This window comes from Streptomyces sp. GB4-14 (genome assembly GCF_022696125.1).
Classification (GTDB): domain Bacteria; phylum Actinomycetota; class Actinomycetes; order Streptomycetales; family Streptomycetaceae; genus Streptomyces; species Streptomyces werraensis.
Window position 1 is genome coordinate 942,955 of sequence record NZ_RZHO01000002.1, and the last position, 12,619, is coordinate 955,573.

The 12,619-nt window shown below is 70.5% G+C and carries 14 protein-coding genes and 1 pseudogene; 7 read left to right on the top strand and 8 right to left on the bottom strand.

Translation table 11 applies throughout. The features are described 5' to 3' along the window. Positions 1-47 precede the first annotated feature (47 nt). Entirely contained in the window at positions 48-2,216 is a 2,169-nt protein-coding gene (locus ELQ39_RS05540) for a hypothetical protein (RefSeq protein ID WP_242591206.1), read from the top strand. Positions 2,217-2,359: 143 nt separating this feature from the next. On the opposite strand, the gene ELQ39_RS05545 is transcribed toward ELQ39_RS05540, so the two are convergent. Both ELQ39_RS05545 and ELQ39_RS05550 read right to left on the bottom strand, forming a co-directional pair. Beyond that, a complete protein-coding gene (locus ELQ39_RS05545) occupies positions 2,360-3,253 on the bottom strand; it encodes a GNAT family N-acetyltransferase (RefSeq protein WP_242591207.1) in 894 nt (297 codons plus the stop codon). A 140-nt stretch (positions 3,254-3,393) separates the two neighbouring features. Then, positions 3,394-4,281, bottom strand: coding sequence for a helix-turn-helix transcriptional regulator (locus tag ELQ39_RS05550; protein ID WP_242591208.1), 888 nt, complete (start codon positions 4,279-4,281; stop codon positions 3,394-3,396). Positions 4,282-4,448: 167 nt separating this feature from the next. On the opposite strand from ELQ39_RS05550, the gene ELQ39_RS05555 reads away from it, so the two are divergent. Continuing rightward, positions 4,449-5,381: an MBL fold metallo-hydrolase gene (locus ELQ39_RS05555; RefSeq protein WP_242591209.1), complete on the top strand. Its 933-nt coding sequence runs from the start codon at positions 4,449-4,451 to the stop codon at positions 5,379-5,381. Positions 5,382-5,447: 66 nt separating this feature from the next. On the opposite strand, the gene ELQ39_RS05560 is transcribed toward ELQ39_RS05555, so the two are convergent. Beyond that, positions 5,448-6,293: an inositol monophosphatase family protein gene (locus ELQ39_RS05560; protein ID WP_242591210.1), complete on the bottom strand. Its 846-nt coding sequence runs from the start codon at positions 6,291-6,293 to the stop codon at positions 5,448-5,450. Between the two features lie 39 nt (positions 6,294-6,332). After that, positions 6,333-6,794, bottom strand: a pseudogene (locus ELQ39_RS05565) (pyridoxamine 5'-phosphate oxidase family protein). A 172-nt stretch (positions 6,795-6,966) separates the two neighbouring features. On the opposite strand from ELQ39_RS05565, the gene ELQ39_RS05570 reads away from it, so the two are divergent. Then, positions 6,967-7,530: a cysteine hydrolase family protein gene (locus ELQ39_RS05570; RefSeq protein WP_242591211.1), complete on the top strand. Its 564-nt coding sequence runs from the start codon at positions 6,967-6,969 to the stop codon at positions 7,528-7,530. Positions 7,531-7,572: 42 nt separating this feature from the next. On the opposite strand, the gene sigJ is transcribed toward ELQ39_RS05570, so the two are convergent. The 3 genes from sigJ to ELQ39_RS05585 all read right to left on the bottom strand — a co-directional run bounded on the left by sigJ (position 7,573) and on the right by ELQ39_RS05585 (position 9,904). Beyond that, a complete protein-coding gene (gene sigJ, locus ELQ39_RS05575; RefSeq protein WP_242591212.1) occupies positions 7,573-8,550 on the bottom strand; it encodes an RNA polymerase sigma factor SigJ in 978 nt (325 codons plus the stop codon). Between the two features lie 48 nt (positions 8,551-8,598). Then, the gene (locus ELQ39_RS05580) at positions 8,599-9,333 is read right to left on the bottom strand and encodes an SDR family oxidoreductase (RefSeq protein WP_242591213.1); all 735 of its coding nucleotides are present in this window, start codon (positions 9,331-9,333) and stop codon (positions 8,599-8,601) included. A gap of 103 nt (positions 9,334-9,436) precedes the next feature. Continuing rightward, positions 9,437-9,904: an ATP-binding protein gene (locus tag ELQ39_RS05585; RefSeq protein WP_242591214.1), complete on the bottom strand. Its 468-nt coding sequence runs from the start codon at positions 9,902-9,904 to the stop codon at positions 9,437-9,439. Between the two features lie 149 nt (positions 9,905-10,053). Here ELQ39_RS05585 and ELQ39_RS05590 point away from each other — a divergent pair, with 149 nt between their 5' ends. From ELQ39_RS05590 to ELQ39_RS05605, 4 genes are read left to right on the top strand one after another with little or no spacing between them, the layout of a single operon-like run. Next, a complete protein-coding gene (locus ELQ39_RS05590; RefSeq protein WP_031023136.1) occupies positions 10,054-10,881 on the top strand; it encodes a helix-turn-helix domain-containing protein in 828 nt (275 codons plus the stop codon). Then, on the top strand, positions 10,878-11,075 hold the full coding sequence (locus tag ELQ39_RS05595; RefSeq protein WP_242591215.1) for a DUF397 domain-containing protein: 198 nt from the start codon (positions 10,878-10,880) through the stop codon (positions 11,073-11,075). Before ELQ39_RS05590 ends, ELQ39_RS05595 begins: the two co-directional genes overlap by 4 nt. Then, positions 11,072-11,713 (top strand): hypothetical protein, encoded by a 642-nt coding sequence (locus tag ELQ39_RS05600; RefSeq protein ID WP_242591216.1) that lies wholly within the window; start codon positions 11,072-11,074, stop codon positions 11,711-11,713. The genes ELQ39_RS05595 and ELQ39_RS05600 overlap by 4 nt, the downstream gene beginning before the upstream one ends. Before the next feature lie 58 nt (positions 11,714-11,771). Beyond that, positions 11,772-12,194: an acyl-CoA thioesterase gene (locus ELQ39_RS05605; protein WP_190001415.1), complete on the top strand. Its 423-nt coding sequence runs from the start codon at positions 11,772-11,774 to the stop codon at positions 12,192-12,194. 7 nt (positions 12,195-12,201) lie between these two features. Here ELQ39_RS05605 and ELQ39_RS05610 read toward each other — a convergent pair whose 3' ends face one another. Continuing rightward, positions 12,202-12,603 (bottom strand): winged helix-turn-helix transcriptional regulator, encoded by a 402-nt coding sequence (locus tag ELQ39_RS05610; protein ID WP_242591217.1) that lies wholly within the window; start codon positions 12,601-12,603, stop codon positions 12,202-12,204. Between the last annotated feature and the right edge of the window lie 16 nt (positions 12,604-12,619).

Below are 12,619 nucleotides of genomic sequence, written 5' to 3' on the forward strand. Positions count from 1 at the left end.
CGAAAACTCCGGTGCGCCGGTTCGTACACCTCTGCGACCATCGCCGGATGACGCACGGTCTCGCATCACTGGTCATCCGGCACACCCACCGCGTCCCCTCCCCCGAAGGCTCCGCCGGGAACGGCGCCGCCGCCGCACGGCAGTTCGACGCCGCCCTGATGTCCGTGGGCTTCAAGCTCTCGGCGGAGCTGCTGGCGCGGCTGTCCGGGCTTTCCGAGGCCGCGGTCGTGCACACGGCCCGGCGCACCCTGCGCGCGGTGAGCGAGATGGTGGGCGACCACGTCCGACACAACGCGTACTTCATCGACTTCCCGGCGAACGTACCGGACACCGAGGAGTTCTGGATCAGCTGCGTGGCGAAGGCGCTCGACGACGACGCGTCGCGCGAGAGCGTGCTGACGCAGCTGTCGCGCGGGGTGCTGAACCTGCTCACCCTCCCCACGTACGGCCGCTACCAGCACACCTACGAGCAGCTGCTCGCGGCGCAGGAGGAGCTGATCGCCTCGGCGGGCGACCGGGTGACCGTCCTGCACCCGGGGCGGGACCTGGACGACGAACTCACCGACCTCTACCTGGCGTTGGCAGGCAGCGCGACGCCGCTGGGCGAGGAGCACCTGGACGACCTCAAGACTCTCGCCCAGCGGTGCGCGCTCGGACCGCAGCCCGAGTCGATCCCGGTCCGGGAGAACCGGGCCGTCGTCAACGAGGCGCGTCTCATGGCCGGCGCGGACCTTCTGCTCGACACCGTCACCGACGTGCTGCGCCTCGCCTGCGCGCTGTCGGGCGGCGACGTGACGCTGCAGGAGCCGACCCGGTTCGGTCCCCTGCCCCGGCCGGTCCGCCGTGCCCTGCTCGCGGGCCTCGACGCCGTGGTCGCGGCGAACCCCGGCAAGCTGGCCGACGTGCACGCGCACCGCGAGCCCTTCAAGCGGCTCGGTGAGCGGCTCCATCCGCACGAGTACCCTCGCTGGCCGCACGCGGCCGAGGTGTTCGCCGTGGCCCGAGGGGAGAAGGAGGCGCGGTCCTTCGAAAGCCGGCTCGAGAGGCTGCTCGACGCGTACGACGTACGCGGTGCGGTACGGCTGCTGGAGTCCGCGCCCGGCAAGCTGTTCCGCACCCTGGACCTCCTGCTGCGTATCGCCTCCGGCCAGGAGGAGAGGGACGCGGTGGTGGCCGCGGCGGTGCGGGTCGCTCCACGGGTCTCCGGCCGGGTCGTGCTGTCGGTCCGTGAGCACCTGCAGAACCGGGAGAGGGAGACCGGCGAGCCGCGGATCTTCGTCAACCGGCGGGGCCGGGGGTGGGTCGCTCCCGACGCCCGGCCGCCGGTACCCGCGGCCGACCGCGACCGTCTCGTCGCCGCCCTCGACGCCGAGATACGCCGCAGGCTCCCCGTCCCTGGCCGGCTGCTGCTCGACCCCGACGTCCTCGACGTGGCGCTCCCGCTCAGCGGCAGGGCCGCCGCGGCAGGACTCGGGGTGCTGCCGCGCGGGTCGGTCTCGGCGATCGACGGGGAGCGGCTGCGCTTCTTCGTGTACTGGAAGGAGGCCGCGGAGCGGACCGACTACGACCTCTCGGCGCTGCTCCTGCGCACCGACTACAGCACCGACTCCTGGCTGTCCTACACCTCGCTCAGGACCGTCGCGGGCGTGCACTCGGGAGATGTCACCGAGGCGCCCGACGGGGCCTCGGAATTCATCGAGTTGTCGCTGGGCCGGGTACGCAGCACCTTCGTCGTTCCGCAGGTCAACATCTTCTCCGGCGAGGGCTTCGACGAGGTCGAGGAGTCGTTCTTCGGTTTCATGCTGCGCGACGGCGAGCAGAAGGGCCGGCCGTTCGAGCCGCGCACGGTGCGCATGAAGTCGGACCTGCGCGGCACGGGCCGGGTGGCCCTGCCGCTGGTGTTCCGGCGGGACGACGACGGCCGGTGGCACGCGAAGTGGCTCCACCTGTACCTGAGAGGCATCTCCTCGGCCAACCGGGTGGAGGAGAACCAGGTGTCGGTGTCCAAGGTGGTGCGCGCCGTCGTGGAACGCGAGTACCTGACGGTGCGGTACCTGACGGGCCTGATGGCCGGTGCCACGGCCGTGGAGTTGTGGGACGGCAAGGCGGTGCCGGACGAGCCCGTCACGTACGTCGGTCTCGAACGTCCCGAGGGACTGCACCCGGACTCCGTCGTCGTCACCCGCGGAAATCTTCGCGACCTCATCCCGGACTGAGTGCTAGCGTGGTCCACGGCAAGGCCATGAAAGGGCTTCCTTCTCAACTCCTTCCTGAAACGAGTTCTTTCGCTTTCCTTGCCGACGACGTCGCTCCGGGCGGCGCCCGCATCACCCTGCGGGCGCCGCCCGGAGTCGTTCCCCTAGGCGGTCGTCGGGTGGAAGTTGATGCGTTCACCGACGACCGGGAAGCCGACCTTGGCGAAGCAGGCGGCCATCGGGACGTTGCCCCGGTCCGTTGCCGCGCTGACGAACTCCGCGCCCTGTTCGACCAGATGGCGCGTGCATTCCACGAGCAGGTCGAAGGCGTAGCCCTGGCCGCGGTGTTCCGGGACGACTCCGATGAAGCCGATCGTCGGGCCGGAGGGGTTGTGGGCCGGGATGTGGATGCCGGCCAGGGCGCCGTCCGGCGTGTGGGCGGTCCGCCACCACTCGCGTGGGGACGGGCACCAGTGGAGGAAGTCGAGTTCCTCCTGGGCCGCCCGGTCGAGGCCGCCCTCCTCGATCGCCTTGAGCGCGTGGGCGTCAAGGGTCGCCGAGTGGATGCGGCGCAGCGCGTCGAAGAAGACGGTGTCGTCGGGTTCGGTGCGGAAGCTCAGGCGTCCGGGGCGCTCGGGCAGGCCGCTCTCCGGTGTCCAGCGGTACAGGAGGCGTTCCACCAGGAGTTCGTAGCCGGCGGCGCGTGCGGCGGTGAAGCGTGCCTCGGCGGCTGCGCGCACGACGGGGTCGTCGCGCCGGCCGCCGGGCAGGTTGATCTCGAGTTCGACCTGCCGGGGTGCGGAGCGCAGAAGTTCGGCTCCTGCCTCCTCCTCGCCCTCGGCCACGTCGAACCAGTTGATGTTGACGGGTTCCGGGTCGTCGGGCCCGCCCCACCACGCCCCGCGCGCCACGACCTCGCCGTCGCGCAGGGCGACACGTTTCCAGTCGGGGCGGAAGCGGGTACGCCGGTGGGCCTCGCGGGCGCCCAGCGGGTCGGGGAGCGCGTCGAACAGGTGGGCGTCGCTCGCGGAGAGCGTGCGGATGACCAGATCGGTCATGGGTCCTCCAGGATGCATGCAGCAGGGTCGCCTGCTGCTCGGAGCGCTCCCGGTCAGAACTCGTCGCGCACGCCGGGACGGTGGGGAAGGGAGCGCTGGAAAGGCGTGAACGGCACGGCACTCGCCTCCTTCCGTCCGTGTCAGGGCGTGGAGGCATACGGTACGGGGGCGTCCACGCTTCGTCCATGGGATTGGAGAGCCTCCAGGGCCGCCGCCGACGGCGAGCCCGGTTCCGCCGTGAAGGTGACCAGGGACTGGTGGGGTTCCTTCGGGACGTCGAACGTCTGCTGGACGACGGTCAGTTCACCGGCGGCAGGGTGGGCGAGGGTGTGCACGTCACGGCCACAGGGGGCGACGGTGTGGGCGTCCCACATGCTCCTGAACTCCTGGCTCCGAGCCGTCAGTTCCGCGATCAGCGCGGCGAGACGGGTGTCGCCCGGGTTGCGGGCGGTCAGGACGCGGAGGTTGCCGACCACCGCACGCGCCTTCGCCCGCCAGTCGCGGTAGAGCACGCGGGTGGGGTCATCCAGGAAGACCAGGCGGGACAGGTTGGGCCGGGTGGCCGGGTCGCCGGGCGCGGCGAAGTCCAGGTGCGCGGCGAGGAGGGCGTGCCCGGTGCGGTTCCAGGCCAGTACGTCGTTACGGCGGCCGACGACCAGGGCGGGCACGTGGGCGGCCATCGTGGTCAGCAATGTGCTCAGGTCGGCGGACACCGTCTCGTCGCCGCCGGATGTGGCCGGGCGGTGACCGGTCGTCGAGGACAGGTCGTAGAGGTGGTCCCGCTCGGCCGGGGACAGGTGCAGCGCCCGTGCCAGCGCGTCGAGGACTTCCGGTGAGGCGTTGGCCTGCCGGCCTTGTTCGAGCCGCGTGTAGTACCCGGCGCTGACGCCCGCGAGCAGCGCGACCTCCTCACGCCGCAATCCGGGGACGCGCCGCCGGTCCCCGAACAGGGGCAGGCCGACGTCGTCGGGGGTCAGCCGCGCCCGCCGTGCCTTCAGGAACGCGCCGAGCGGTGATGTGCGGTCCATGCGCCCAGTATGCGCGGGGGCGGTGTCCCGCAGCCTGCACCTGTCAGGGGTAGGCAGGGGCGGGGCTGGTTCCGCTAGGCGGGGGGCCGCAGAGTCGGTCGTACGGCCGTCCCGCCCTCCGCGGAAGCGGTCACCCATCCTGTCCCGGCCTCGTACGAGGGAGACCCATGCCCGCCGCCCGCACAGCATCACCCCAGGTCACCACTCTCCGTCTCGGAGACGTCGAGATCAGCCGGGTGATCGAGTTCTCCGACATCTCCCCGATGACGACCGACGTCTTCTTCCCCGGCAGCAAGCCGGAGGAGTGGCAGCGGCACGCCGCGCTGCTGGACCCGGACCACTGGGACGCCCGTACCGGCCTCACCCGGGTCGCCACACAGTCGTGGGTGCTGCGCAGCGAGGGGCGGGTCGTCGTGATCGACACCGGGGCGGGGAACGGCAAGTACCGTCCCCTGCAGCCGATCTGGTCGTACCTGGACACCGGCTACCTGGCCAATCTCGCCGCCGCCGGCGTCCGCCCGGAGGACGTCGACCTCGTCGTCAACACCCACCTGCACGACGACCACGTCGGCTGGAACACGTACCTCGACGGCCGCGAATGGGTGCCCACCTTCCCCAACGCGACGTACCTGATGCCGGCGATCGACGTGACGTACTGGCATCCCGGGAACCTGCACCGCACGCGGTTCGGGCGGGGCAATCAGAACGTGTACGAGGACAGCGTCCAGCCCGTGATCGACGCGGGGCTCGTCACGACGTGGGAGGGCTCCTACGCCATCGACGGCAACCTCCGGCTCGAGCCCGCCCCCGGCCACACCCCGGGTTCGGCGGTCGTCCACCTGGAGTCCGGGGGCGAGCGTGCGGTGTTCGCCGGGGACCTGCTGCACGGTGCGATCCAGATCCACGAGCCGCATCTGAACAGCTGCTTCGAGGAGGACGAGGAGGGCGCCCGTGCCAGCCGCGCACGGATGTTCGCCTACGCGGCGGACCACGGCGCGCTGGTGTTCCCGGCCCATCTGCCGGGCCAGGGGGCGTTCGAGATCCGGCGGGAGGGGAGCGGGTTCGGGCTGGCGGGGTGGGCGGGGTTCTCACGTACGTGAGGTGCTACGCCCGTGGAGTGGGAGCGGCTCGCCTGTTCGGCATGGCGGACAGGACGGATTGGAGGTTCACGAGGGCGGCTCCTGGGCCGGCGAGGTCGCACTGGCTGCATGACTCTCGCCGCGCAGCATCGCCATCAGCGCAGCGTGGGTCTCCTCGTCGGCGGCGGCCACCAGTCCGCGTCCGGAGGGGCCGAGCGGGGTGCCGTCGATGCCGGTGACGACACAGCCGGCAGCGCGGCACAGGGCGATGCCGGCCGCGAAGTGCACGCTGCCCGAGAGGTTCCCGCCGTCGGTGACGTACGCGGCGCGCCTGCCGGCGGCGACCCAGGCGAGGGCGAGCGACGTGGACCCGGCCCGGGGGCGGAAGTGCGCGCCGAAGTCGGGGTGGGCGGCAAGGCCTACGGTCCGGATCGCGGGCGCGCTCGGGAACGGCGGATCGAGGTTGACGTCGACCAGGCGGGTGTCGGGGGTAGGTGTGAGCGGGGTGTCCTCACCCCCGTCCTGTCGCCGTACGTGGGCGGTCCGCCCGTCGGTGAAGAAGACCTCGCCGCTGAAGGGGTCGGCCACGGCCGCGGGTCCGTCGCGCAGTGCCACGTTGACGGCGACCAGCATGGTGCCGGAGGCGTAGTTGTGCGTGCCGCACAGGGGGTCCACCAGCCACTGGCGCTCGGCTTCGGCGGCTCCCTGCCGTCCGCTCTCCTCCCCGAGGATCGCGTCACCGGGCCGGGCGGCGCGGATGACGTCGAGGATGGCCTTCTCGGCCGCGACGTCGGCCTCGGTGGCGAAGTCACCGGCACCCTTGTCGATCCGGCCGAGCCGCCGCCCGTACATCGCCCGGACGACATCCGCCCCGGCCCGCACGGCAGCGAGGGCGACGTCGGTGTCGGCGGTGCCCGCATGTGAGTTGGTCACGTCCGGCAGGCTAGCGAGGTCCCGCCGTGAACCCCAGGGTTACCCGCGCCAGGCCCCGTCGCGCATGACGACGCGTCCGCGCAGTTCCGCCTCACCGCGCCATGCGCGAACGGTCCTCGGGACGACGCGTACGTACACGAAAGGGCTGTCCTCAGCGCGGGGATCCCACCCGAACTTTGCGGCGAACGCGCGCGCCCCGGCTTAGGGTGCCTCCCGGTCCGTGAAGCACTGCGCCCCGCCTTCGACGAGCACGGCGTCGTAGGAGTCCGGCAGCGCCAGACGCACGCGGGGTTCGGCGCGGAGGTTCCGCACCGTCGCGGACCTGGCCCCGGTGCAGAACCACACCGCCTGCCCGTCCCACAGGAACCACAACGGCACCTGGTGCGGACCGTGTTCGTGGTGGGCCGTGGACACCCACACGTCCCGCTCGGTGTCGAGCCGCTCGAGCGTGTCGCGTGCGCGCTGCGCCGTCGGGCGGCGAACGATGTCCGTGGTTCCCATGAGGACCGACCGTAGTCAACGTACGCCCGGCGCACCTGAGGCGAGAGACCTACACCATCGACCGGGACCGGGGCCGGGACCCGGCCGTCGGGCGATCTCCGAAACCCCCACCGCAGCTCGCTTGGTCCACCAGACTTGCTTCTGTTGCCCATTGGCAGAAGGGACGGCGGGCATGGCGAACAGCGCACTTCTGGTGATGGACGTCCAACGGGACATCGTGGCCCTCGCCGACGACGGTTCCGGATACCTGCTGCGTCTGCGCGGGGCCATCGACGGTGCCCGGGCTGCCGGCATCCCCGTGATTTACGTGGTGATGGGGTTACGGCCGGGCGATCCCGAAGTCAGTCCCCGCAGCAAGGTGATGGCCAACATCGTTCGGGCCGGCCTGTTCACCGAAGGGGGCCCTGGCACCGAGATCCATGACGAGGTCGCGCCCCAGCAGGGCGACGTGGTGGTCACCAAGAGGCGGGGCAGCGCGTTCTCGGGCAGCGACCTCGACCTGGTGCTCAGGGCGCGCGACATCGACAGCCTTGTCCTCACCGGCATCGCCACCAGCGCCGTCGTGCTGTCCACCTTCTGGCACGCCGTCGACCTGGACTTCGGCCTCACCGTCCTGGCGGACGCCTGTCTCGACACCGACCCGGAGGTGCACCGGATGCTCACGGAGAAGCTGTTCCCGCAGTGGGCGGACGTCGTCACGGTGGAGGACTGGCTCAGGGCCGTCGCACCGCAGTGACGGCGGCCGTCCGAACACCGCCCCCTCGTCCGCATAGGTTTCCTATCGGAGTGACCAATTCGTCAGCTTCATCGGATTCAGCATCAGCCACACGTTCGTGATGCCTTCATCTCTGACGTCGAAGGTGACAATTCCATGTCGACTCCCCTCGGTCAGAAGGATGTAACCGAGACCGTCAGCCGTGTCGCGTCGCTCAAGGCGGAGGGCGGGCTGCTTGCGCATCACGCCCATGAACCATCGGGCGACACGATCCGATCCACGGATCACCTGAGATGCGGCATTGACGAAGCCGCCGCCGTCCACGCGTAGTTCTACGTCCGGAGCCAACACGCGGAGCAGACTCTCGATGTTCCCTCCGACAGCCGCACCACGGAATGCCCGGACGACCTCGTCATGCTGGTGGGGGGAAACCTGTGCGCGTCTTCCTCGTCGTACGTGGCGGCGTGCGGACGTCGCCAATTGCCTTGTCGCCGCTGCCGAACGGCCCACGACATCAGCGATCTCGTCGAACGGGACGCCGAACACGTCGTGCAGCACGAACGTCACTCGCTCTGCCGGCGTCATGGCTTCCAGGACCGTCAGCAATGCCATGCTGACGGCGTCATCGAGGGTGACGCGTTCGAGCGGATCGGCAGCGATACCACTGGAGTTCAGTGGCGCCGCGGCCGTGTCCGCGAAGAGGTCGGCCGGGACCGGCTCGGGCAGCCATTGCCCGACGTAGGTCTCCCGTCGCGCCCGCGCGGAACCCAGCAGGTCGAGTGAGATGCGGCTCGCCACTCGCATCAGCCATGCCGCGGGCACGGCGATGTCGTCGCGTTCCCCGGGATCGAGGCGGTACCACCTCGCATACGTCTCTTGCACGACGTCCTCGGCATCGGCCAGGGTGCCCGTCATGCGGAAAGCCAGCGACAGCAGACGATGCCGCTCCGCCATGATCGAATCGAGCGCATGTGATGCATCACGCTCGCATTTCCCGTAATCCCCGCAATCCGCGGATTCGCGAGGAGAATCTTCCGACATGGGGCACCCTTTCCCAATGAAGCGCAGTGCGCCTCTCCACTATCGCATTCAGGCAGTGGGGATTCCCGCAATCGGGTACCGCACGGTTCCCTTCCGGTACGCGCCGCGCGGAACCATGGCATCGAGGGGCTCCTGTCCCTCCACGGTCACGACCTCGCGCTCGTCTCCACGCTCGGCCAGAGTGGCACGGAAAAGGTCGTCGTGGTAAAAGCGGTCGGGTCCGGCGATCTCGACCGCACGTCCCGGCTCCGGCGTCGTGACGGCCTCGGCGAGCAGTTCGATGACTTCGTCCAGCTCGACGGGCTGGATGAACGACCTCGGGGCGAGAACCTTTCCGTCCACGGTGTGCTGGTCGATGAGGACAGGAATGTAGCTCTGGAACTGGGTGGCCCGAATGATGGTGGCGGGGATCGAAGCGGATCGCACGGCCTTTTCCTGCGCCACCTTGCCGAGGTAGTACCCGATCTCGGACGCGTCCCCTTCTCCGACGCCGACGATGGAGAGCACGATGTGATGGCGCACACCAGCCCGCTCGCCCTCCGCCGTCAGGTTGTTGATCGCTCCCTCGAAGAACGAGATGGCCCCCTCCGCATCGAAGCGGGGGGTGTTGAGGACGTTCACGATGGTGTCCACTCCGACGAGAGCCTCGGCCAGCCCCTTGCCCGAGATCACGTCGATCCCGTCCTCGAGCCCTCCCGAGACCACCTCGATGCCCTTGACCTCCAGGTTGTCAGCAAGACGGGACCCGACACGGCCACGCCCACCAGCGATGAAGACCTTCATTTCCTCACTCCGTTCCGGGCGCCGGTCGCCGCCCTCACCGACATGACGACGTAGCCCGGAGAAATGTGAGGCCGAGAGGGCACCGCGTCCCGAGCGACGCCCGCTATCCGGGCCGCCCCGTCAGCGGGACCTCGCACCACACCGTCTTCGTGTACGGGTCCCCCGCCGTCGCGCCCCAGTGGGTGGACAGGGACTCGACCAGGAGCAGGCCACGACCCGACTCCGTGTCGGGGTCCGCAGGCGTGAGCGTGCCGGGGAGCGGCGGGCTCCGGTCCGGGCGGGCGTCCGTCACCTCGATACGGAGCGTCTCGTCCTCCGCGTACAGGGTCAGGCGCAGGGCGAAGTCCCGGCCCCGTGCCCGTCCGTGGCGTACGGCGTTCGTGGCCAGCTCGGCCACCAGCAGGGACGCCGTGCGGTTGCCCTCGGAGTCGTACGGCCAGCCCCACGTGTCCAGTTGCTCCGCCGCGAGGTGCCGGGCCAGCCGGGCTCCCCTCGCCGTCGCCGACAGACGGATACGGAAGTGACGGGCGGGACCGGTGTGTTCGTCCACCGGGGCGGTCTCGACGTTCATGTCACTCAGCGTGGCCAGCCGGCTCCGCCGTGAGAAGTCCCGGCGGCCGGACCCGCGGCCGCCGTACGGAAGCTGTCCGGACCTGTCCGGGTCGCGACGCGTGACATCCGGCGCCCGCCGTGAGTTGAGCACCTGGGAGGTGTGGGGACATGAGCGTGGAGCCTTACGGGGCGGACGAGGAATCGGCGGCCGTGCTGCGGACCGTCGGCCGTGTCATCAAGATGTGCCGTGAGCGGGCGGGGCTGACCCAGGCCGCCCTCGGCGCGCAGATCGGGTACAGCGAGGAGCAGGTCTCCTCCGTCGAGCGGGGTCGGCGGGCGCCGATGGAGGAGTTCCTCGACGCCGCCGACCGGGTCCTGGAGGCCCACGGCCTCATCAGCGCCCTGAAGGGGGACGTGGAGAAGGCCCGCTTTCCGAAGAAGGTGCGGGACCTTGCCCAGTTGGAGGCGCAGGCGGTCGAGCTGTGCGCCTACGCCAACCATGTCGTGCACGGTCTGCTGCAGACGCCCGAGTACGCACGGGTGCTGTACGGGATGCGGCGGCCTCCCTACAGCGAGGAGCAGGTCGACGAACTCGTCGTGGCACGCCTGGCGCGTCAGCGCGTTCTCGACGAGCAGCCCGCCCCGGTCTTCAGTTTCGTCCAGGAAGAGGTGACGTTGCGCAGGCCGCTCGGGGGCAGAATGGTCATGCGCAAGCAGCTAGAACATTTGTTGGAGGTGGGGCGGCGGCGGAACGTGGAGATCCAGGTGCTGCCCACACAGCGCGAGGACCATGCGGGCCTGGCGGGGGCGCTTCAACTGCTGAGGCTCAAGGACGGTCACACCGTGGGCCACGTCGAGGTCCAGCTGCTCAACCGGCTGATCTCCGACCCGAGGGAGATCCAGATCCTGGAGATCCGCTATGGCATCATCCGGGCGCAAGCGCTCACACCTCGTGAATCGCTGGCCTTCATCGAGAAAGTGCTGGGAGAGACATGACGGCGCAGTCGCGCAGCGAACTGACCTGGTTCAAGAGCAGCTACAGCACGAACGACGGGCCTGAGTGCGTGGAGGTCGCCTTCGCCGCCGACACCGTCCATATCCGCGACTCCAAGCACATACCGGGCCCCCACCTCACCTTCTCCCCCACCCCCTGGGCCGCCTTCCTCCCCTACGCGTCCGGACGCCGATGACCCGACCCCTCACCGCCGCCCAGCGTCGGCTGATCGAAGCCGCCGATCCGGGGACCGGGCGTCTGAAAGGGACCGAGGCCCAGCTCACCGCGCTGGTGAAGCGCGGCCTCGCCTTCCGGCATCCGCGGCCCCCGCACGACTACTTCCTCACCCCTGCCGGGCACCGGGCGCGCGAGGCCCAAACCGGACCGCCCGAGCCCGACGAGCCACAGACACCCGCCTCCACCGGCGGTGTCTTCACCGCGCGCGTGGGCGGCGAGCCCGCGCCCCCCGCCGCCGGGGGCGCCGCCCGCGCGCGGGAGGTCCGCAGCGCCTGGCAGGGCATGCTCGAACTGCGCCGCATGACCAACGCCGACGCGTCGGCGGACCGCCCCTGCGCCTGGGAACGCACGCACCTCGCGCAGGCCGCCGCCCTCGCGCTGGAGGCGGCCGGGCACCGGCCGGCGGAGGCGGACGGCGAGGACGGCTACCGTGTGCGGGAAACTCCGCAGCCGGACGCCGTCGCCGTGTACGCGCCGGACGCCGCCGCGATGCGTGCCTGCGCCCGGACGCTGGAGGGCGCGGGCTGGCAGGCCGGGGAGCACACGGAGCCGAGGACGCGGAGGCGTTACGTCCTGGCCTCTCCGCGCCGCGTCTGAGGGGCGTGCCAAGATCGGTGGATCGGGCGACGAACCGAACCGGCGTGAAGGGGACGCAGTGAGCAAGCCGTATTCCGTCCGCGTGACCGTGCGCGGATACGAGACCGACGTGCAGGGCCATCTGAACCAGGCCGTGTATCTGAACTACGCGGAGCACGCGCGCTGGTCGCTGCTCCAGGAGGCCGGGATCACCCAGTCGCGTCTTCAGGCGCACGGGGTGGGCCCGGTCGCGCTGGAGACGACGATCCGCTACCGGCGGGAGCTGCTCGCCGGCGACGAGGTGGACGTGAGCTGCGTCTTCCACTGGGGCGGGGGCAAGACCTTCACCATCGAGCAGACCATCACGAAGACGGACGGCACGGTCGCGGCGGAAGTCAGCGCCGTGGGCGGCCTGCTGGACCTGGAGAAGCGCAAGCTGGTGCCGGACCCGCGGGACGTGTTCCGCGAGCTGACGAAGGACACCGCCCTCTTCGGGCTGTAGGGAGCGCCTAGGCGTCGGCCGGCGCCGGGTCGTGGGCGGCGTCGTAGGCCGCCCGTGACTCGGCGATGTGGACACGGTGGCGTTCGGCCCAGTCGGTCAGCCGCAGCAGGGTCTCGTACAGCTCCTCCGCGGCCGGGGTGAGGGCGTACTCCACCTTGGGCGGCACGGTCGGATGGACGGTCCGGCTGACCAGTCCGTCGCGCTCCAGCTGACGCAGGGTCAGGGTGAGCATGCGGCGGCTGATCCCCTCGATGCCGCGCTCCAGTTCGGTGAACCGGATGGGGCCCCGGGCGGCCGCCACCAGGATCTGCACGCTCCATTTGCCCGCGACCCTGTCAAGAACTTCCCGCACCGGGCACACCTGCGCGTTCACTGCCTGCGGGGTAACACCGGTGTTCCTCTGTGACATGCGACTGCCTCCTTAC